The organism is Bordetella sp. (assembly GCF_057362025.1).
In genome coordinates this window covers 1-20,686 of record NZ_JBMQQZ010000047.1, presented here as the reverse complement: position 1 = coordinate 20,686, position 20,686 = coordinate 1, and the positions used below count along the sequence as shown (strand labels likewise).

Here is a 20,686-nt window from a genome sequence, read left to right as displayed (position 1 = left end):
TCGGCATCCAGCCCCATGCGGCGCTTGAGCAGCGCGGCGAACCCGTCCATGCTCATGCTTCGGCGCTCCCCGGCGCTGCATCCTGGAACAGCCGTTCCCGCACGGTCGGCGGCAGCAGGTCCTCGACCTTGACCCATTGCATCAGGCCGTGCGTGTCGGGTCTCACGGGGCCCAGGTAGCGGGCTTCGCGATTATCCAGGCCATACGGCACGAAGTCGTCCGAGTCGTAATGCACGGTTTCGGTGGCGTGTTCCAACAGCAGTCCGAGCAAAGGCGCGGGTGCCCGGGCGGCAAGGCGGTAGTGCACCACCGCCACGCGCGTGCTGGCGCGGGCGGTCGACGCCTGGCCCAGCGCCAGCGCGCGGATGTCGATCACCGGCACCGGCGTATCGCCGTAGCGCAGAAGGCCGGCGACCCAGGCCGGCATGCCGGGCAGGCTTTTTAGCGGCGTGACCGGGAGCATCCGCACGATCTCCGACGCGGCCAGGACGTAGCGATCGCCGGCGATGTCGAACCGCAGGAACAGCCGGCGCCCGCGCTTGCCGGGGCCGGCCGATGCCAGGGAGCCGGAAGCACGCGTTTGGGCGGTCATCACATCCTGAACCGGGTAACGCTGCCGCGCAATTCGCCCGCGACCGTATTCAGGTCGTCGATCGCCACGCTGGACTGGCGCAGCGATTCCACGGTCTGCTGAGTGGCGTCGGCCAACTGGCTCAGGGCCTGGTTGATCTGCTCGGCACCGGTTGCCTGCGCCTGCATGCCCTCATTGACCATCTGCACACGAGGCGCCAGCGTTTGCACATGCTGGATGATTTGCGCCAGCTGCTCGCCGACCTGTTGCATCTCGGTCATGCCGCGCCGGACTTCTTCTGAGAACTTGTCCATGCCCATGACCCCCGCCGCCACGGAAGACTGGATCTCGCGCACGATCTGCTCGATATCGTAGGTGGCGACCGCGGTCTGGTCGGCCAGGCGGCGGATCTCGGTGGCCACGACGGCGAAGCCGCGCCCGTATTCGCCGGCCTTTTCGGCTTCGATCGCGGCATTCAGCGACAAGAGGTTGGTCTGGTCGGCCACCTTGTTGATGGTGGTCACGACCTGGTTGATGTTGCCTGCCTTCTCGTTCAAGACCGCAAGCTTCGCGTTGACCGAGCCGGCGGCATCCACCACACTGCGCATCGTCGTCTCCATGCGCACCAGGTCGTGATGGCCCTCGTCGGCCAGCGTCGCGGTCTGGTCCGCCGCGCCCGAGACTTCGTTCATGGTGCGCACCAGGTCGCGGGACGTCGCGGCGATCTCGCGCGAGGTCGCGCCGATCTCCGTCGTGGTCGCCGCCACTTCGGACGCCGTCGCCTGTTGTTCCTTGGCCGTGGCGGCGATCTGGGTGACCGAGGTAGCCACCTGGATGGCGGAACGCTGCGTCTTGCCCACGAGCTCGGTCAATTCGTCGGCCATGCGATTGAAGCCCGTTTCGATGGCGCCGAATTCATCGCGGCGGCCAAGGTTCAAGCGGCTGTTCAGGTCGCCCGCGCCGAAGGCCCCCAGGACGGCGACGATACGTTGCATGGGCCCGTCGATGGCCCGCATCAGCAGGATGCCCGCCAGCACGGCCACCAGCAGCGCCAGGACCAGGCCGACCAGCACAATGCCTTCCGCGTGCCGCAGGGCGGTCAGGATCTGCGCGGTGGAGGACTCGGCGCGGGTGCGATTGTCCGTCAGCATCCTGTCGGTCACCGACATGCCGTTGCGGAAGATCGGCTCCAGCTGTTCGCGCAGCAGGGCACGGGCGCGGGCGGGGTCGCCGTTCTGCAGGGCTGCGAACACCGTGTCCTCGATCTTGCGGTAGGCGTCCACGGTACCCTGGAACTCCGTGTAGACCGCGCGGTCGTTGTCGACGAATGGCGTGGCCTCGTAGGCCCGCATCGCGGCGTCCAACTGGGTGCGCGCCCGGGTCAGCGTGGCGCGCAGGGATGCCGTGGCGTCGGTGCCGGTCTGTTCGTTCTGCCTGCTGACTCCCTCTCGAAGGTCTTCGAAGACATCGCGCCAGCTATCGCGCATGCCGATGCTGTAGCGCAGGCCGGGCAAGGAGTCCTGGCTCAATCCCTGGGCTTCTTCATCGATCGCCAGCAGGCGCATGTAGTCCACGACCACCATCAACAGCATCACGGCCAGGATGGCCGCGAAGCTCGCGTATATACGCCGTTTCAAAGATTGATTCTTCATACGGACTTTTCTAGTTTGTTGCGAGGGTTTTTGAATTTTGTCTTGCAGAGCCGACTTGACACAATACGATGCCGATGTGCTGGAACTCAAGCAAGGATCGCTCCAGGGCGGGTTACAGGCCCGAAATCACGCTTCGCCGTTGTTTTTGAACGGCGTATGGGCCGCCAGCTCCTCCCGGTAATCTCCCATGGCGGCGCCTTCCTGGTCCAGGAAGGCGGCGATGGCATCGGCGAAGCGCGGGTCGGCGATCCAATGCGCCGAGCATGTCGGTACCGGCAGCAGCCCCCGGGCCATCTTGTGTTCTCCCTGGGCGCCCCCTTCGAAGCGTTCGATGCCATTCGCCAGGCAGTATTCGATACCTTGCACGTAGCAGGTTTCGAAATGCAGCCCCGGCACGAACGCGCGGGTACCCCAGTGGCGGCCGTACAAGGCGGTGCCGTCGGTGATATTCAGGGCAGCCGCGATGGGCTCGCCGTCCCGGCGCGCTTCGATCAGGACCAGGGCATCCGGCAGGGTGCGGTGCACGCGCCGGAAGAAATCCAGGCTCAGATACGGCGAAGACCAATGGTTGCGGTAGGTCTCTTCATAGCAGCCATGAAAGAAGCGCAGGGCGTTGTCGTCGATATCGGCGCCGCGCAGCCAGCGGAAGGTGACGCCCGCCGCGGCGACGCGTTTCCTGTCCTGGCGCAGTTTTTTGCGCTTGTCATGGTTCAGCGACGCCAGGAACCCGTCGAAGTCGCCATAGCCTTGGTCGCACCAGTGAAACTGCACGCCCTGGCGCACCATATAGCCCGCCTCGCGCAGCGCGACGGCATCCTCTTCGGAGGGGAACAGCACGTGCAGCGAAGACAGCTTCAGCCGCGCGGCCAGTTCGATGGCGCCCTTCGCCAGGCGGACCCGATCCTCATGGGCGCCCGCCAGCAGGCGCGGCCCCGTGACCGGGGTAAAAGGCACCGCGCAAAGCAGTTTCGGGTAGTACCGCAGGCCGTGGCGGGCAAAGGCATCGGCCCATAGCTGGTCGAACACATATTCGCCGCGCGAATGAGACTTGACGTACAGCGGCATGGCGCCCGCCAGGGTGCCGCCGCGCCAGAGGACCAGGTAGAACGGCGACCATCCGGTGTCGGGTGCGGCACAGCCGGTATCGTGCAGCGCCGCCAGGAAGGCATGGCGCAGGAAAGGCTGCCCGCCCGCCACCGCATCCCATTGGGCCGGGTCCACGTCGCTAAGGGATTCAAGGACTTGAAGGCGTATGTCAGCGGTCATGGCGGTCAGCATCGAAGCCCGTGCAGTATAGGCCAGCCGGCCGGCGGTTCGCTTTTCCGGTACGCTTGCGGGATGAACGACGCCGCACCCGATCTTTCCGTTCCGGCGCCCGGTCCGGCGCCGGGCCCGGAGCTGCGCGGCCAGGCACTGCACGCCCTGGCGCTGGCGGACTGGGCCGACAAGGTGCGCGCCGTCGACGCCATGTCCACGGACGGGCCGATCGATACCCAGGCGCTGCTGGCCTGCCCCGCCGGCTTGCCCGGCAGGCCGGCGCGCCCCGAACTGGTCGCTCCCGCCCGGCTCAAGCCGCGTCCGGTCGGTACCGCGGGGGGGCGGGCCGCCTTGATCCACGCCCTGGCGCATATCGAATTCAACGCCGTCAATCTGGCCCTGGACATCGTGTGGCGCTTCGCCGCCATGCCGGCGGACTTCTACCGGGACTGGCTGCGCGTCGCCAAAGAGGAGTCCAGCCATTTCCAACTGCTGAACAGCCACCTGGGCACGCTGGGACATACCTATGGCGATTTCCCCGCGCACAACGGGCTATGGGAGATGGCGGAAAAGACCGGCGCCGACCTGGCGGCACGCCTGACGCTGGTCCCGCGTATCCTCGAGGCGCGCGGCCTGGATGCCTCGCCGCCCATCCGCGACAAGCTGCTCGCGGCCGGAGACGCGGCTGGCGCGGCGATCCTGGAAATCATCCTGCGCGACGAGATCGGCCATGTCGCCATCGGCAATCGCTGGTGGCGGCATCTCTGCCTGGCGCAGGGCAAGGATAGCGTTGCCTGGCACGCCGAACTGGCGGCGCGCTACGCGGCACCCCGGCAGCGCGGTCCCTTCAATCTGGCGGCGCGCCGCGCGGCCGGTTTCGACGAGGCGGAGCTCGCCATCCTGGCCGCGCCGCCTGGTTGAACCCTCAGCGCGCGCGGGTGTGGCCGGCCAGGTAGTCGATGATTTCCGGTACCGGCGCCTGGGCGATACCCGCCTTGCTGGCGTCGGCATAGGTATCGCGGATGGCCTGCGCCGTGCCGTGCGGCGCGCCGGTTTCCTGGGCCATGGTGGTGTAGTACCCCATGTCCTTCAGCGCATTGGCGATGGAAAAGCGGAAGTTCCCGGTATCGCCGGATTCGATGTAAGGGCGCAGGCGTCCCAGCACCACGCCATCGCCGCCGCCCTTGGCCAGGATTTCCAGCAGCACGCCGGAATCCACATTGGCCCGCTTCGCGCAGGCCGTGGCTTCCGCCAGCACCGCGGAAAAACCCAGCGATACGTAGTTGTGCAGCAGTTTCAGGCGGTGGCCGGAACCGACTGGTCCGGCATGGACGATGTTTTCCGCATAGGCTTGCAGCACCGGCTTGCAACGCTCGAATACCGCGGGGTCTCCGCCGACGATAAGGTTGAGCCGGCCTTCGGCGGCCTCCTTGGGCGTGCGCGTCATCGGCGCGTCCAGGAAGAGTCCCCCTGCCTTTTCGACCGCCTGCGCGACCTTCAGGGTCGAAGAAGGAATAGCGGTGGAGCAGTCGATCACTACCGTTCCCGGCTGCAGGCCGGCCAGCACGCCTTCGGCGCGGAAAAGGACATCCTCCACTTCCGGCGTGCCGGTCACGCACAGGATGACCATGTCCACCTGCCGCGCGACCGCCGCCGGCGTGGCGGCCCGGGTCGCGCCTTGCGCGAGCAGGTCGTCCACGGGCTGATTGCCGGGATGGTCGAGGAACACCAGGGCGTAGCCCGCCTTGGCGATATTGAACGCGATTCCGTGGCCCATCTGGCCCACGCCGATAATGCCGATACGGGTCTTGCCGGCTTGCGTCATGACGATAGTCTCCGGGTTAGGCCCGTCCCGCCAGCTGCTTCATCTCCGCCAGCAAGGCGTCGGGCACATTGATGCCCTGTTCGCGCGCCTTCTGCTCGAGCCCGGCGCGGCGTTGGCCGGGCAGCCGTACGCCTTCGTCCGCGAGCATAGCCGATACCAGCGTCTCGACGCGTTCCAGGTAGGCTTCGCGCCCCGCCAGCGCGCCCGGATCGATGACGAGAAAGGCCTGGCCGATGCGGGCCCGGTTGCCTTCCTCGGTGAAGAACGAATCCGCCTCGAAGCCGAAATGGGCGCCGGTCAGCGCGCAGGCCAGCAGTTCGACGGTCAAGGCCAGCATGGCGCCCTTGGCGCCGCCCATCGGCAGCATACTGCCCGCCAGTCCCGCCTTGGGATCCGTGGTGGGCTTGCCATCCGCGTCCAGCGCCCAGCCCAAGGGGATCTCCTTGCCCTCGCGCGCCGCCACCATCAGTTTCCCGCGCGCCACTTCCGATAGCGACAGGTCGATCACAAGCGGCAGCGCATCGCGGCGGGGGAAGGCCGCGGCGATGGGATTGGTACCGAACAGCGCACGCTTGCCGCCCCAGGCCGGCATCGCCGACGGCGAATTGCCCATGGCCAGGCCCACCATGCCCGCCCGGGCGACGGCGTCCAGGTGGTAGGCCGCGACACCGAAGTGATGGCTATTGCGGACGCCGGCAAACGCGACACCATGTTCCCGCGCGCGCTTGATGGCCTCTTCGATGGCCAGGGCGCAGGCGGGAAAGGCCAGGCCGTCGGCCGCGTCCACCAGCACCGCGCCGCCGCGTTCGTGGACGACGCGGGCAACGGCCTGGCCGTCGGCTCGGCCGTTGCGCAGGTGCGTGGCGTAGAACGGTACGCGCGAAACCCCGTGCGAGGCGATGCCCTGGCCCTCGGCGTAGATCAGCGCGCGCGCCGTATCGGCCGCCATTTTCCCGCTGGCGCCGGCGCCTTGCAGCGCGGCCACGGCCAGTTCATATAAAGCATCGAGTTGCATGGTCGCCATCGTCGTTTCCCGAAATCGTTGTGTTGCTGTGTTGCCCTGTTGCCGCGCTATTGTCTCAGCCTTGCTTCAAAACGTCCGCCACGCGTTGGGCGACCATATCGGAGACCCTGGTATTGGCCTCGACGCTGAGCCCCGCCACGTGCGGCGTCAGGATCAGGTTCGGCGCGCCCGCCAGCGGGCTGCCCGCGGGCAGGGGTTCTTCGCCGAACACGTCCATGGCCGCGCCGGCCAGCTTGCCGTCGCGCAAGGCCTGCGCCAGCGCCGCTTCGTCGACGATGCCGCCGCGCGCGGTATTGACCAGCACGGCGCCATCCTTCATCGCAGCGATGCGGGACGCATCGAACAGATTGCGCGTGCCGTCGGTCAGCGGAATATGCAGCGTGACGGCGTCCGACCGCGCGAGCAGGCCGGCCAGGTCCGCCGCCGGTTCGACGCCGGTTTCCTTCCAGACCGGATCATTGCCCTGCAGCATGGGATCGTAAGCCACGACGCGCATATCCAGGCCGCGCGCCAGGCGTGCCGTCAGGCGGCCGATGCCGCCAAACCCCACGATGCCCAATGTCCGCCCTTCGACTTCCCGGCCGTTGGACATCGCGGTGCGCGGCCAGGCGCCTTGCGCCACCTGGCCGCTGTTGTGATATACCCCGCGTGTCAGGACGAGCACGCTCGTCACCACGTATTCCGCGACGGCCCGCGCGTTGGCGCCCGTGGCGGGCAAGACGTGGATGCCGCGTTCGCGACAGGCCGCCACATCGATATTGTCCAGGCCCACGCCCAGCCGGCCCACGGCTTTCAGGCCGCTTCCGGCGGCCAGCACCTCGCCGTCCACACGGGTGCGGTTGCGCACGATCAGGGCATCGGCACCGGCGACCGCCTTCAGCAGATCGGCGCGCCGGTCCACCAGGTCGGGTTCATACCGGACCTGGAAATCCCGGCGCAGCAGATCCACCGCGTCGGTGTCCATGAACTCGGAAATAACGATATGCATAGGGTGACTCGCTCGCAAAGTCGACAAAGAAAGCAATGACGGAAGCAACGGCGGAAGCGATGATGCAAGCAACCGCCGGGGTGAAGGCAGCGCGGCGGCTTATCCGACCTGGATATTCGCCTCCTTGATGGTCTTGGCCCAGCGGGCCACTTCGCCGGCCAGGTACTGCTTGAATTCCTCCGGCCCGCGCGGCCGCGGAATGAAGCCGAGTTGCGTCAGGGTCTTCTGCATCTCCGGCTGTTGCACCTGCTTTTCGATGGCCTTGCCGATGCGTTCGATCAGCTTCGGATCGGTATGCGCGGGAACCATGACGCCGGTGAAGTTCTCCACGACCAGGTCCGGCAACCCCGCTTCGGCCACGGTCGGCACGTTGGGCAGGTCCGGGCTGCGTTGCTTGGTGGTCACCGCCAGCGCGCGCAGCTGGCCGCTTTTCACATAGGCCAGGGACTCGGGGTAGTTGGAAAAAATCACATCCAGCTGGCCGCCGATCAGGTCGGTCAGCGAAGGCGCACCGCCCTTGTACGGCACATGCAGAAGCTTGGTGCCGGTTAGCTGCTGGTACAGCGCCAGCGTCAGATGCGGCGGCGTGCCATTGCCGCTGGAGCCCGCGGACAAACTGCCCGGCTTGGCCTTGGCGGCCTTGGTCAGGTCGGCCAACGTCTTGATGTCGCTTTTGGGGTTGACCACGATCATCATCGGCGAGGACGCGATCTCGGCCAGGGGCACCAGATCCGTCATCAGGTCATAGCCCGCCTTACCCTTGAACAGCGTGGCGTTGGCTGCGTGGGACATCGTCATGGCCAGCCACGTACACCCGTCGGGTTCGGCGCGCGCCACATAGGCCGCGCCGATATTCGCGCTGCCGCCGGGCTTGTTTTCGATGACCACATTCCAGCCTTCGGATGACGACACGGCCTTGGCGACCTGCCGTGCGGCGACGTCGGTCAAGCCGCCGGGCGGGAAGGGAACCACATAGTTGATGGGCTTGGGCGGCCACTTGTCGCCTTGCGCCCATGCCTTGGAGAACGGCGTGATCAGGGTCAGGCCGGCGGCGCCGAGCGCGCCCAGGGTTGAACGACGGGTAGCCGAAACCGGCAGATCCGCGGGTACACGTTTCATGGGGGTGTCTCCTCCGATAAGGGGGAACGCCACCGGACGCGGGGCGTCCGGCGGACGGGGCAGCGTCCGGCCATCTGCGGGCCGGTACGCCTAGGGATGCCGGCGGCTGCACGCCGGCAGACGGAAGGTCACGCGCTTTCGAACAGGCGCGTCAGCACGAACTCGCGGTGGCCCAACGCTTCGGCGGCAGTCCAGCGGCCATTGATGGTCGCCAACATGCATTCCAGTAGCTTGTCGCCAGCCTGGTCCAGATCCATCTCGCGCTGCAGCAGGCCCGAGGTATCGACGTCGATGTGCTCGGACATCGTGCGCACCGTGCGCGGATTCGCGCAGATCTTGATGACCGGCAGGATGGGATTGCCGATCACATTGCCCTGGCCGGTGGGGAAGAAGTGGACCGCGTAGCCGGAGGCCGCGCACAGCGTGACCATTTCGGCCGCGGCGGAGGACGAATCCATGAACCACAGGCCCGAGTGATCGGGAATTTCGGCCTTGTCCAGCACCCCGTCGACGCGGCACTTCTTGCCGATCTTCTGGATGTTGCCCATCGCCTTTTCCTCGATCGTCGTCAGGCCGCCGGCGATATTCCCCTTGGTGGGCTGGGATTCCGACAGGTCGCTGGTCTTCCAGCGATCGATCATGGCCTGGTAGCGGTCGAACATGAACATGAAGCGCTCGCGCACCTTGTCGTTGGCGCAGCGTTCGGCCACGATGTGTTCGCCGCCCGTCAGTTCGGACGTTTCGCCGAATACCAGCGTGGTGCCGAGCGGGTACAGCTTGTCGAAGGCATTGCCCACGGTGGGGTTGGCGCCACAGCCGGAAGTCGTATCCGATTCGCCGCACTTCGTGGAGACCCACAGGTCGCTGATGGGGCATTCGGTGCGCTGCAGCGACGTGGCGTAGTGCACGAATTCCTTGGCGGCCTTCGACGCACGCATGATGGTGTCATGGTCGCCGTGCAATTCGATGGAGAAACCCGCCACCGGCTTGCCGGTCTTGGCGATGGCATCGACGATGCGCTTGGTCCAGCCCTCTTCGATACCGATGACGACCACGGCGGCAACGTTGGGGTTGCAGCCCGTACCGATCAGCGTGCGGAAGTGCAGTTCCAGGTCTTCGCCGAACTGCAGGCGGCCATAGGGGTGGGGCAGGGCCATCGTGCCCTTGATGTTGTTGGCCACGGCTTCGGCCGCGGCATTGGAAATGTCGTCCACGGGCAGCACGATGACGTGGTTGCGTACGCCGACGCGGCCGTTGTCGCGGCGATAGCCGCGGAAGGTGGTGGATGCGGAAATGACAGCCATGAGTGTTTCCTTGGGCAGGCGTGAATGAGGAGGGACGCGGCGGCTTACCAGCGCTTTGTCTTGATGTTGTGGACGTGCGCGTGCTGGCCTGCCTGGATGTCGGCCACGACCTTGCCGATATCGACGCCATACTTGAAGACCGTGTCGCCGGTCTTCATGTCCTTCATCGCGACCTTGTGCCCAATGGGAATATCCTGCTTGGCCTTGACCTGGATGACCTTGTCCTCATCCATGATCCAGGCATTGAGATCGGTGCCCGCGGTGATGCCCTCCACCACGGCCACCGCCACCGTGTCCTTGGCGTCGTGCAATACGGCATGAATCATGAGTTTCCTCCTGGTGGCGGCACGGTCGCCTGCGTCCTGGCGCCGTGCCCGCTGTTGATCGTGCCGACGATGTTATTTTCGAATTTCATCCATGTCAACCAAATCATATATATGAATTGCCAGGTCGCGATGGGGACGGGTTGGGGGAGGCGCGCGTTCAGGGGGGGCGGAGCGCCGGCGGCAAGGACCGTAGACGATCGTTGCGTGGGCCAGGCGGGTCGAGTCGGCGGGAAGGGTAGGCCGGCGTCGGTGGAATGTGGCGGGCTTCGCCGACACCGAGGGCACGCCGGGAGCGCAACACTTCGGGTCCAGGCGCGATGCGGCGGCAAGGCGTTGCCGGGATGGGTGGCGCCTTCAGGCCCGCGGCCGGTCTTCCGCGCCAGATCCGCGGCGGATCTTCCTGTTCTCGAAGATCACTCCGACGCCGGGGGGGATGCCCGTACCCGGAGCTTGACCCGGAGAGGCATCAGGAATGGACCACGCGCTCCGCCAGTTTGCGCTTGTATACAGGCAAATCGACACTCGGCCGCGGCGCGGACATTTGCGTCAGCAGGTCCGCGACGAAGCCGCGGTGGTAGCTGTTGTGATTGACCACGTGCATCAGGATCTCTCCCTGCGACATGCGGCCCGTATTGCCGCCGATCAGCGCGTAGTCTTTCTCGCGGGCCAGCGAGGTCTCGGTCTGCGAGCCTGCCCAGGCGATGTACCACTCGTCAATTTCCTGCTGCGCCGTCCACAGGTCCTCGATATCCGGATGGGTGACGGTATTGAGCGCCGGAATGCCGTGCTCACGGCCCTCGATGTGAGCCTGCCAGATGCGGTCGACCACATAGGTGTGGTTCAGCGAGTGGGCGAAGCTCTTGAATAGCGAAACGCGCTCTTTGTATATCTCCGTGGCTGGCAGCGCCATCACGATCGCGAAGGTTTCGCGGTTGGCCCAGCGCTTGTAATCGGCAAGCATGCGGGCGGATGTCGGGGTAAGCATGTCGGGCTCCTGGCACGGTATCCGATGCCGGCCAGCATACGCCGCCAAGCTGTACGCCAACTGTCAAAGGGAATGTCGCCCTATGCGGGCGCCACATTGCCCTCCCCGAAACTCCACAGTGTGGACTCTACCGATTGCCGCCCTGGCCTAGCGGGCCGTCCCCGCCCGGCGCTGGCGCACAGCCTGTGCGAGCTGCCGCAGCACGGGCTCGGTTTGCGCCCACCCCAGGCAGGCGTCCGTAATGGACACGCCTCTGCGCAACGGGATGCCAGGTTTCAGGTCCTGCCGGCCTTCTTCCAGATGGCTCTCTATCATCACGCCGACGACGCGCCGATCGCCGCCGGCGATCTGCTCGCCGACATCCCGCGCCACATCGACCTGCCGGCTGTGCGACTTGTTCGAATTGGCGTGCGAACAATCCACCATAACCTGTTCCCGCAAGCCGGCGCGCTTCAGGATATCGCAGCAGGCCGCGATACTGGCGGCGTCATAGTTCGGCCCTTGCTTGCCGCCGCGCAGGATAACGTGGGTATCGTCATTGCCGCGCGTTTCGAATATTGCCGCCATGCCCATTTTCGTCATGCCCATGAAGGCATGGCTGGCGCGCGCGGCGACGATGGCGTCCGCCGCGATTTGCACGCCGCCGTCCGTGCCGTTCTTGAAGCCCAGCGGACAGCTCAATCCCGAAGATAGCTGGCGGTGGCTCTGGCTTTCCGTCGTCCGCGCGCCGATCGCGCCCCAGGCGATCAGGTCGGCGATGAATTGCGGGCTGAGCAGGTCCAGGAATTCCGTACCGGTGGGCAATCCCAGTCCGGCGATATCCAGCAGCAGTTCCCGCGCGCGCCGCAGACCCTCGTTGATGCGGTAACTGCCGTCCAGCCGCGGATCGTTGATATAGCCCTTCCAGCCCACCGTCGTTCGCGGCTTCTCGAAATACACCCGCATCACGACGAGCAGGTCTTCCTTCAATTCATCGGCGGCCGATTTCAGCAGGCGAGCATAGTCCATTGCCTGGTCATGATCGTGAATCGAACAGGGGCCCACCACGACGACCAGCCGATCATCCCGCCCGTGCAGCACGTCGGCGATCGACGCGCGCGTACCTTCCACCAAATCCTGTATTCCGGGCGAAACGGGCAGCTCGTCCAGCAGCAGGGCGGGAGAGATCAGCGGGCGTACCGCGCCGATGCGCACATCATCGATGCGGGTGGTATCCATGGTGGAGTCGGCACTGCCGATCTCACGGTCGTGTAAAGGGTCATCCAGGCGGTTCAAGGCATTCTCCAGGGCAAGACTACGATTATTGCACTCTCGTCCCGCAGTAGCGGGCAGTCATGCCTCGGGGTTTAAAACAGGGAGCAGCCCGCGGATTGCGTCGAAAACCGTATGGGCCGGGTTTTGGCGGCGAACCGATGCATACTGGGCGAGAAAATCAGAACACCAGGCAAAAGCAAACAAAAAAAGCGAAAGGCCGAGGCGGATTCGAAATAAATCCGGGGGCGGATCCGACAGCCGATATCGGAAAGCCGGTTCCATACAAGTTCTCTTACCGTTTATGTACACCCAGCCCGGTTTTCACGCTGCTATGTTGCCTTATTCCGCCGGATTGGCCGGCTACTGACGCCGGTCGTCCGCGGATGGCGATCCTCGATGCCACTGCGCTCGCGACTTCCTGCGACCAGGCGGCGCGTGGCGGTCAGTTCTTCAGGAGATGACAATGGGCAAGCGGTGTTTGGCGGAATTCCTGGGTACTTTCTGGCTGGTACTGGGCGGGTGCGGCTCCGCTGTCCTGGCGGCGGCCTATCCCCAATTGGGCATCGGTTTCGCCGGCGTGGCGCTGGCGTTCGGGCTGACCGTGGTTACCATGGCCTATGCGGTCGGCCATATTTCAGGCGGGCATTTCAACCCCGCCGTCACCGTGGGTCTTTGGGCCGGCGGCCGTATTCCCTCCAAGGACATACTGCCTTACGTGGTCTCGCAAGTGGTGGGCGGCATCGCGGCGGCGGCGGTGCTTTACGCCATCGCCAGCGGCAAGACAGGCTTCGATCCCACCGCCGGATTCGCCTCCAACGGCTATGGCGCGCATTCGCCGGGCGGCTACTCCCTGATCGCCTGCATGGTCGCCGAATTCGTCCTCACGGCCTTTTTTCTGATCGTCATTCACGGCATCACGGACAAGCGCGCTCCCGCCGGCTTCGCTCCGCTGGCCATCGGCCTGTGCCTGACGCTGATCCACCTGATCAGCATTCCCGTGACGAATACCTCTGTCAATCCCGCCCGCAGCACTGGCGTGGCCTTGTTCCAGGGTAGCTGGGCCATAGGCCAGTTGTGGATGTTCTGGCTGGTGCCGCTTTTGGGCGGCATCGTGGGCGGTCTCATTTACCGCTATCTGGCCGCGGCGGACACCGCGCGCAGCGATGCGGGCGCGTTCCCTTCGGCGCCCGCGTCCACGGCGTGAAAGCAGGGATTGCTCATCGACGCGGCCATTCGCACGGGAATGGCCGACGGCCCACTCGGTAAACCGGCCTGCGAGGCCGGTTTACTACCGACACACCGTCTGCGTGCCATCCCGGGGTGGTCCCGGGGAAGCCCTGGTTTTCCATCGGGAAAGCATAAGGCGATCATGGCACGGCACATGAGTCATTCACGGCTTTCGGAATGCGCGCATCATAGATATAGTTACTAAAAAAGGAACGCCGGCTCCGATCGCAAAGTCGTGGTTATGTCAATATGGCCCAGTTTTGCGTCATGCCTCATCGCCTCATCGCAGGTCCACGGTCCGGTCCTCAGTCAGCTTGGCATCATGAGTTAGCCGCCGTCGCCCTGGCTGCCCGCATGTCTTAGCGCGCAGGTAATCCCTCGATGTGTTTTCAGCCAATAGTTGTCCTCCCTGGGAGATAGGCAATGCAATGGCTCTTTGAAACGCTGCGCAAATACCCGGAGCTCGCGATTTTCCTGACGCTGGGACTGGGTTATTGAATAGGCGCCAAGAAATTCAAGGGATTCAACCTGGGCGCGGTGACGGGCACACTGCTGGTGGGCGTGCTGATCGGCCAGCTGAATATCCAGATCGCGCCCGTCATCAAGCAGGTCTTCTTCCTGTTGTTCCTTTTCGGCCTTGGTTACGGCGTCGGCCCGCAATTCTTCCGTGGCATGAAAAGCGATGGCCTGCCCCAGGTCCTGTTTGCGGTGGTCCTATGTATCCTGTGCCTGTTGTCCACGTGGGGCACAGCGCTGGCATTCGGCTTCGATGCCGGCACGGGTGCCGGCCTGCTTGCCGGCGCGCAAACCATTTCCGCCGTGATGGGCGTGGCCACGGATACGATCAACGGCCTGACCCGGGTGGACGGCGCGACACGCGCGCAATGGATCAACAACATTCCCGTTGCTTATGCCGTCTGCTATATCTTTGGCACGATCGGCAGCGCCTGGCTGCTGGCCAGCATCGGTCCCAAGCTGATGCGGGTCGATCTGGTCAAGGTATGCCAGGAGTACGAAGCCCAGATGTCCGGCGGGCAGGACTCCCTGGAATTGTCCGGCTATCGTAAATTCATCGCCCGGGTGTACCGGCTTGACCGGGCCGATCTGATGGGTAAGACCGTGGCCGAGCTCGAAGCGTGCTTTGGCGACGACCGCGTGTTCGTCGAGCGTATCCGCCGCGACGGCGGTATCGTCGATGCCGGGCCCGCGACCGTCCTGCAAGCGGGCGACGTCCTTGGCGTGGCAGGCCGCCATGATGTGCTGGTGCTGCGAGGCGCGGGCAACATCGGGCAGGAAGTCGAAGACCCTGACCTTATCAACCTGCCTGCCGAGATGATAGAAGTCGTCCTGACCAACAAGCATCTATCCGGCAGGACGCTGCGTGAAATTTCGAAGCTGCCCGAGGCGACGCTCGGTCGTGGCGTCTTCCTTCGCAAGGTAGTGCGCGGCGGCCATGAAATGCCGGTCAACTGGGGCCTGAAGCTGGACCGCGGCGATCACCTCTTCGTCGTCGGCGCCAAGCGCGACGTGGAACGCATGGTCGATAAGCTCGGGTACGCGGATCGTCCGACCGAGCAAACGGATATGGTGTTCGTGGGCTTCGGTATCGTCATCGGCGGCCTGCTGGGCTCGCTGGTGCTCACAGTAGCCGGTATTCCCGTCACCTTGTCGACGTCCGGAGGCGCATTGATCTCCGGCCTGTCTTTGGTTATCTGCGGTCCGTACATCCGACGTTCGGTCGGGTGCCGGGGCCGGTGCACTGGTTTCTCACGTCAGTGGGCCTGACCATGTTTGTCGCCGTGGTGGGCATCTCGGCGGGGCCGGGCTTCGTCGAAGGCTTCCGGCAATTGGGGTTCAAACTGTTCCTGGCCGGCATCGTGGCCACGTCCGTGCCCATGCTCCTGGGCGTTCCGCTCGCGCGTTACGTCTTCAAGTTCCTTCCGGCTATTGCCTTGGGGGTATGCGCTGGCGCGCGCACCACCACCGCCGCCATCGGCCAGATTACCGAAAGCGCCAAAAGCCAGGTGCCGGCCCTGGGCTACACCATCCCCTACGCGATAGGCAATACGCTGTTGATCATCTGGGGCATCGTCATCGTCATGCTGATGGCCTGAGCGTGCCGAGCCTGGCAAACGTCCATCCATTGCATTTTTACGTTCCTTTCCTCGGAGACCGACATGACCGCGCATGCGAAATCTCTGTCCACGCCTGTTCGTACCGACCTGGCCTCCGCACTCAAGACCACGCGCTCGCGCCAGAAAGACCTTGAACAGCTATCGCCCTTCGAATTGAAGGACTTCCTGATCAACCTGGCGAGAGACCGCGAAAAAACCTCGACGGCCATCATGTTGAACGCGGGGCGCGGAAATCCCAACTGGATCGCCACAGCGCCGCGGGATGCGTTCTTCCTGCTGGGGCACTTCGCCATGTCCGAAGCGCGACGCGTCTACGACCGCGGCATCATGGCCGGCATGCCGCAAAAACCGGGCATTGCCGGGCGACTGCATGGATTCCTGGACGAAAACAGAAAGGCAGCTGGCGCCGATTTTCTGCGTGGTGTGCACGAATATGGTGTAAAGAAGGGATTCGACCCCGACGCGTGGATACACGAGTTGGTCGATTCCATCATCGGCGACAACTATCCGGTGCCCGACCGCATGCTGGTGCACGCCGAGCAGGTGGTGCACGACTATCTCATGAAAGAAATGTGCGATGGCCGTCCGCCCCGGGGCAAGTTCGATCTATTTGCAGTCGAGGGCGGCACTGCCGCCATGTGCTACATCTTCGACAGCCTGCAGCAGAACGGGCTCTTGAAGCAGGGTGACAAGGTCGCGCTTTTCCTGCCCACGTTCACGCCTTACATCGAGATCTCGCATCTGGAGCGCTTCCAGTTCAGAATCGTCCCCATCAATGCGAGCAGTCTGCGCGCGGACGGCACGCACAATTGGCACTATCCGGCGGAGGAAATCGCCAAGCTCGCCGATCCCAAGATCAAGATGGCAGTCACGGTCAATCCCAGCAATCCACCCTCTGTGGCCTTCAACGCCTTGGAGATGCGCCAGATCGTCGGCATCATCCGGAAAAACCCCGACCTGATCCTGGTCACTGACGACGTCTACGGCACCTTCGTGCCGAACTTCCGTTCTCTTATGGCCGAGGTGCCGGCCAACACGATATGCGTGTATTCGTTTTCGAAGAACTTCGGCTGCACGGGCTGGCGCCTGGGCGTGATCGCCATCCACGAAGACAACCGCATGGATCGGCGTATCGGCAATCTGCCGGGTAAGGAACGAAGGCGCCTGCACGAGCGTTATGGCTCGCTGACGCTGGAACCGGAAAAGCTCAAGCTGATCGACCGCATGGTGGCAGACAGCCGGGATGTGGCGCTTAACCATACTGCGGGCCTGTCGCTGCCGCAGCAAGTGCAGATGGCATTTTTCGCTTTGTCCCATCTACTGGATCCGAAAGACAGCTACAAGCACCTGACCAAGAAAATCGTGCGGGACCGCCGCGACGCGTTGTGGCGCGGCCTGGGCATACCGCTGCCGCCCGAAGACAAGGAGCGCGCCTGGTATTACGTCGAGCTGGATTTCATGGTTTGGGCCCAGAGCGCCTATGGCGACAAGTTCTGCGATTATATGCGCAAGAACTACGAGCCGGTCGACTTCCTGTTCCGGCTGGCGGAGAAATCCGGCGTGGTCTTGATGGACGGCGGCGGCTTCGGCGGACCGCCGTGGTCCATCCGCGTGTCGCTGGCCAATCTGAACGAGGCCGACTACGCCAATATCGGACAGGCCATGGTGGATGCCGCGAAGGAATACGTGGCCGCCTGGCAAGCCGGCGAGAAGGTGCGGTCCGGGCCGCCCCGCGGCATCGTGCCCCAGCTCGGGGTCGGTGGGCAGCCGGCGCCTTCGGATCGCAAGGTGGCGTCGAACCAGCCGGTTCCCGAACCTGTGGCGGCACCCGTGCGGGGCAGGGGTAGGACGGCGGCACGGACGTCCAAGGTAAGGGTAGCGGAAGCGCAACCACCGGCGTCGGCCAAGAAGGCGGCGAAGAAGGCGGCCAAGAAGGCGGTGAAGAAGCGGGCGTAGGAATCTGCAAAGGAAGCGGCCAGGAAGTCGCCGCGCCCCAGGCCAGGACGCCACGAACATGGACGGCGCCGTCGGAGAAACGTCTCCGCCCTTGGCGATCTCCCGGCTATCCAGGCGCCTTTATGCCGTAGTCAACTACACAACAATTCTGGTAGAAGGCAACTTCCGAAAGCTTGCCAAGATAGTGACCAAGCGAGTCCAAGACAGCCAAAAAAAGCCAGCCTCCGGAGGCTGGCCATCTTGTAGTATCTTGATTTTCTTGCGAATTATGGTGGAGCCGGGGGGAATTGAACCCCCGTCCGCAAGCCCTCTGCAGGCAGTTCTACATGCGTAGTCGATCTATTTGGTTTTAACCCCGGACTTAGCCAACCGACAGGCCGGCCCGAAGCGAGTCATGTGATTTAAGCGCGGACCGTCAGACCCCAGTCCATGCCGATTCTTTGTTCGATGACACTGCTGCGGTTCGGGGTTGCCCCCTAGGAAGTTTTACCTTCCTCCGCCTGACCCAAAGACAAGTCAGTGCAGCGGCTCATTAAGCGTTAGCGGCTTGAGCGAAGAACGCGTCGTTGGCGTTTGTAGTGTTCCAGTGGATTTACGAGCTGACTGGTGCTCGGCATGCCCTGCGCTGTTTCGCGACCCACGTCGAATCCGGATCGGCCCCAGTACTTTCATTGTACTCTGATTGCCATCCGCCCGCGCCGCGCTCCCCGTGCCGCGGAGCTCCGGCGCGCCCCGGATTTCCACGGTTGTTGGGCCAGTTCGTCGGATTTCAAGGCCCTTCCGCGGGATGCTCAATCCGCTGCACGGGCGCGTGCCGGCAGCACGCTCTCGATGGCGTCCCACAGTACGTCCGGCGAATCTGCCCGGGCGTCGGCCTCCCACAGGGTGATGTCGTGGTCGCCGCCCAGATAGCCATATCCCGCCGCGACAGCGGGCATTCCTGCGGCGTGGGCGGCCTGTACATCCCGCAGGTCGTCGCCGACATAGACGCATTGCGCGGCGTCATAGCCGGCGTCCCGCGCGGCATGCAGCAGGGGGTCCGGATAGGGTTTGGACCGGGGCGCCGTATCGCCGCAGACCAGTGTGGCGGCCGCATCCATCAAGCCCAGGAATTCCACAATAGGCAAAGTCAGGTGCGTCACTTTGTTCGTGACGATGCCCCAGGCATGTCCTTGATCGCGGATATGGCGCAGCAGTTCGGCGATGCCCGGAAACAGGCGCGTATGCACCGTTGAGCTGGCGGCGTAGTCGGCCAGGAACTGGGTGCGGGTCTCCTCGAATTCCGGGTGGTCCGGCATCATGCCCAGCGCGACGCGCAACAGTCCCCGGGCACCCTGGGAGGCGACCGGACGCAGCAGCTCGTAGGGCATGGGTTCCAGGGCCCGTCGCAGCCGCTGCCTGTTGGCCGCCGCGGCCAGGTCCGGCGCCGTGTCGGCCAGCGTGCCATCGAAGTCGAACAGGATCAGCGCGGTCATTTGCGGGTTGCCATCAGGTAGTTCACGGATGCGTCCGCGGATAGCGCGTAGACCTGGGTCAGCGGGTTATAGGTCATCCCGGCGATCTTTACGGGCTCCAATTGCGCCGCGCGGGCCGATGCGGCCAACTCGCTAGGCTTGATGAAGTTTTCGTAGCTATGGGTGCCGCGCGGTAGCAGCCGCAACACGTACTCGGCCCCCAGGATGGCGAAAAGAAAGGATTTGGGGTTGCGGTTGAGCGTGGAAAAGAAGACCCACCCTCCCGGCTGCACCAAGGCGGAGCACGCCCGGATAACGGACGCAGGATCGGGCACGTGCTCCAGCATTTCCATGCAGGTGACGATGTCGTACCGCCCCGGTTGCTCCTGTGCCAGCTGTTCCACTGGCACGGCCCGGTACTCTACCTTGATGCCGGATTCCAGGCCGTGCAGGCGTGCCACTTTAAGGGACTTTTCGGCCAGGTCGATGCCGGTGACTTCGGCGCCGTCGGCGGCCATGCTTTCGGACAGAATGCCTCCGCCGCATCCCACATCCAGGATGCGTTTGCCGGCCAGGCTGCCCACGGTCTGGCGGATCCAATCCAGGCGCAGCGGATTGATGGCATGCAGCGGTTTGAATTCGCTATCCGGATCCCACCAGCGTGCGGCCAGCGCGCTGAATTTTTCCAGCTCGGCCTGGTCGGCGTTGGCGGAGGGGGCAGAGGAGGGCGTAAGCGTCATGGCGGGAACAGCGGGATGATGGATGTCTATATATTAGAGGACGAGGGCGGTGCGTCGCCCCTCGCGATGGCCGATCCGCCCCCCAGGACAGGGGCGGTCCCTGAAAAAGGACGAAAAAAAAGGCCTCGCTTGCGCGAGGCCCTTCATTGTAGCTTTTGCTACGCTTACTTCGCGGGCTGACCCATGTCGCCAGCGCGACGGGTACCGACGATTTCCAGTTCCACGCGGCGGTTCTTGGCGCGGCCTTCCGCAGTCTTGTTCGACGCGATGGGCTGCGACTCGCCCTTGCCTTCCGTGTAGATACGGTCGGCCGGGATACCCTTGCTGACGAGGTACGCCTTGACCGCCGCGGCGCGACGCTGCGACAGGGCCAGGTTGTACTTCTCGGTACCGATCGAGTCGGTGTGGCCGACGGCGATGATGGTTTCCAGGTTGATGGTCTGGGCTTGCTGAGCAACTTGATCCAGCAGCTTCTTGCCTTCAGGCTTCACGACCGACTTGTCGAAGTCGAAGAACGTGTCGGCGTTGAAGACGACCTTGGACGCCATCGGCGTGGGGGCCGGAGCCTTGGGAGCGGCCTGCGCTACCGGCACGCCGTCACAACCGGGGATGCCAGTGGCGGGGGTCCAGAACGCATCACGCCAGCACAATTCGTTGGTGCCGTTTTTCCACACGTTGCCGAACGGGTTGCGCCAGTTGTCGACGGTCTGGGCCGAGGCTGCACCGGAGGCCGTAACGGCGGCAAACGCGAGCGCCAGAGCGAATTTGGAGGGTTTGTTCATGTTTCTCCTCGTTGAGCTTGAAGCTGGATAAGTGACTCGCAGCGAACCCCCGCCGCTATCAGGAAAACGGGGCCAGTATAGCAACGC

General features: G+C 64.4%; 18 protein-coding genes, 1 other RNA gene and 1 pseudogene. 4 read left to right on the top strand and 16 right to left on the bottom strand.

The features are described 5' to 3' along the window. Positions 1–52 precede the first annotated feature (52 nt). The 3 genes from ACO1P8_RS09920 to ACO1P8_RS09910 form a co-directional block, all read right to left on the bottom strand. Complete coding sequence (locus ACO1P8_RS09920; protein ID WP_486295720.1) at positions 53–592, bottom strand: chemotaxis protein CheW; 540 nt, start codon at positions 590–592, stop codon at positions 53–55. Next, positions 592–2,223, bottom strand: a complete 1,632-nt coding sequence (locus ACO1P8_RS09915) for a methyl-accepting chemotaxis protein (RefSeq protein WP_486295719.1) — start codon at positions 2,221–2,223, stop codon at positions 592–594. Before ACO1P8_RS09915 ends, ACO1P8_RS09920 begins: the two co-directional genes overlap by 1 nt. A 126-nt stretch (positions 2,224–2,349) precedes the next feature. Beyond that, positions 2,350–3,489 (bottom strand): GNAT family N-acetyltransferase, encoded by a 1,140-nt coding sequence (locus ACO1P8_RS09910; protein WP_486295718.1) that lies wholly within the window; start codon positions 3,487–3,489, stop codon positions 2,350–2,352. Between the two features lie 72 nt (positions 3,490–3,561). On the opposite strand from ACO1P8_RS09910, the gene ACO1P8_RS09905 reads away from it, so the two are divergent. Further along, entirely contained in the window at positions 3,562–4,401 is an 840-nt protein-coding gene (locus ACO1P8_RS09905) for a ferritin-like domain-containing protein (RefSeq protein ID WP_486295717.1), read from the top strand. Between the two features lie 4 nt (positions 4,402–4,405). Here ACO1P8_RS09905 and ACO1P8_RS09900 read toward each other — a convergent pair whose 3' ends face one another. The 9 genes from ACO1P8_RS09900 to ACO1P8_RS09860 all read right to left on the bottom strand — a co-directional run bounded on the left by ACO1P8_RS09900 (position 4,406) and on the right by ACO1P8_RS09860 (position 12,587). Beyond that, positions 4,406–5,311 carry an NAD(P)-dependent oxidoreductase gene (locus ACO1P8_RS09900; protein ID WP_486295721.1) on the bottom strand — a complete coding sequence of 302 codons (906 nt, stop codon included), beginning with the start codon at positions 5,309–5,311 and terminating at the stop codon, positions 4,406–4,408. Positions 5,312–5,321: 10 nt separating this feature from the next. After that, positions 5,322–6,329: an Ldh family oxidoreductase gene (locus tag ACO1P8_RS09895; RefSeq protein ID WP_486295716.1), complete on the bottom strand. Its 1,008-nt coding sequence runs from the start codon at positions 6,327–6,329 to the stop codon at positions 5,322–5,324. A gap of 55 nt (positions 6,330–6,384) precedes the next feature. Next, positions 6,385–7,317, bottom strand: a complete 933-nt coding sequence (locus tag ACO1P8_RS09890; RefSeq protein WP_486295715.1) for a hydroxyacid dehydrogenase — start codon at positions 7,315–7,317, stop codon at positions 6,385–6,387. A 99-nt stretch (positions 7,318–7,416) separates the two neighbouring features. Continuing rightward, on the bottom strand, positions 7,417–8,436 hold the full coding sequence (locus ACO1P8_RS09885; protein WP_486295714.1) for a Bug family tripartite tricarboxylate transporter substrate binding protein: 1,020 nt from the start codon (positions 8,434–8,436) through the stop codon (positions 7,417–7,419). 128 nt (positions 8,437–8,564) lie between these two features. Beyond that, positions 8,565–9,740 (bottom strand): UxaA family hydrolase, encoded by a 1,176-nt coding sequence (locus ACO1P8_RS09880; protein ID WP_094843008.1) that lies wholly within the window; start codon positions 9,738–9,740, stop codon positions 8,565–8,567. 44 nt (positions 9,741–9,784) lie between these two features. After that, positions 9,785–10,066, bottom strand: coding sequence for a UxaA family hydrolase (locus ACO1P8_RS09875; RefSeq protein WP_094843007.1), 282 nt, complete (start codon positions 10,064–10,066; stop codon positions 9,785–9,787). Between the two features lie 466 nt (positions 10,067–10,532). Further along, positions 10,533–11,051 carry a DinB family protein gene (locus ACO1P8_RS09870; RefSeq protein ID WP_486295713.1) on the bottom strand — a complete coding sequence of 173 codons (519 nt, stop codon included), beginning with the start codon at positions 11,049–11,051 and terminating at the stop codon, positions 10,533–10,535. Between the two features lie 147 nt (positions 11,052–11,198). Next, positions 11,199–12,326 carry a 3-deoxy-7-phosphoheptulonate synthase gene (locus tag ACO1P8_RS09865; protein ID WP_486295712.1) on the bottom strand — a complete coding sequence of 376 codons (1,128 nt, stop codon included), beginning with the start codon at positions 12,324–12,326 and terminating at the stop codon, positions 11,199–11,201. Positions 12,327–12,383: 57 nt separating this feature from the next. Further along, positions 12,384–12,587: a hypothetical protein gene (locus tag ACO1P8_RS09860; RefSeq protein WP_486295711.1), complete on the bottom strand. Its 204-nt coding sequence runs from the start codon at positions 12,585–12,587 to the stop codon at positions 12,384–12,386. A gap of 175 nt (positions 12,588–12,762) precedes the next feature. Here ACO1P8_RS09860 and aqpZ point away from each other — a divergent pair, with 175 nt between their 5' ends. The 3 genes and pseudogenes from aqpZ (at position 12,763) to ACO1P8_RS09845 (ending at position 17,623) form a co-directional block, all read left to right on the top strand. Further along, positions 12,763–13,509, top strand: a complete 747-nt coding sequence (aqpZ, locus tag ACO1P8_RS09855; RefSeq protein WP_486295710.1) for an aquaporin Z — start codon at positions 12,763–12,765, stop codon at positions 13,507–13,509. A 446-nt stretch (positions 13,510–13,955) separates the two neighbouring features. Next, positions 13,956–15,646, top strand: a pseudogene (gene aspT, locus ACO1P8_RS09850) (aspartate-alanine antiporter). A gap of 63 nt (positions 15,647–15,709) precedes the next feature. Then, on the top strand, positions 15,710–17,623 hold the full coding sequence (locus tag ACO1P8_RS09845; protein WP_486295709.1) for a bifunctional aspartate transaminase/aspartate 4-decarboxylase: 1,914 nt from the start codon (positions 15,710–15,712) through the stop codon (positions 17,621–17,623). A gap of 269 nt (positions 17,624–17,892) precedes the next feature. Here ACO1P8_RS09845 and ssrA read toward each other — a convergent pair. From ssrA to ompA, 4 genes are all read right to left on the bottom strand, one after another. After that, positions 17,893–18,284, bottom strand: a transfer-messenger RNA (tmRNA) gene (gene ssrA, locus ACO1P8_RS09840). Between the two features lie 130 nt (positions 18,285–18,414). Then, complete coding sequence (locus tag ACO1P8_RS09835) at positions 18,415–19,098, bottom strand: HAD-IA family hydrolase (protein WP_486295708.1); 684 nt, start codon at positions 19,096–19,098, stop codon at positions 18,415–18,417. Then, the gene (ubiG, locus tag ACO1P8_RS09830; RefSeq protein ID WP_486295707.1) at positions 19,095–19,817 is read right to left on the bottom strand and encodes a bifunctional 2-polyprenyl-6-hydroxyphenol methylase/3-demethylubiquinol 3-O-methyltransferase UbiG; all 723 of its coding nucleotides are present in this window, start codon (positions 19,815–19,817) and stop codon (positions 19,095–19,097) included. Before ubiG ends, ACO1P8_RS09835 begins: the two co-directional genes overlap by 4 nt. A 164-nt stretch (positions 19,818–19,981) precedes the next feature. Beyond that, positions 19,982–20,599, bottom strand: a complete 618-nt coding sequence (ompA, locus tag ACO1P8_RS09825) for an outer membrane protein OmpA (protein ID WP_094842938.1) — start codon at positions 20,597–20,599, stop codon at positions 19,982–19,984. Positions 20,600–20,686 lie beyond the last annotated feature (87 nt).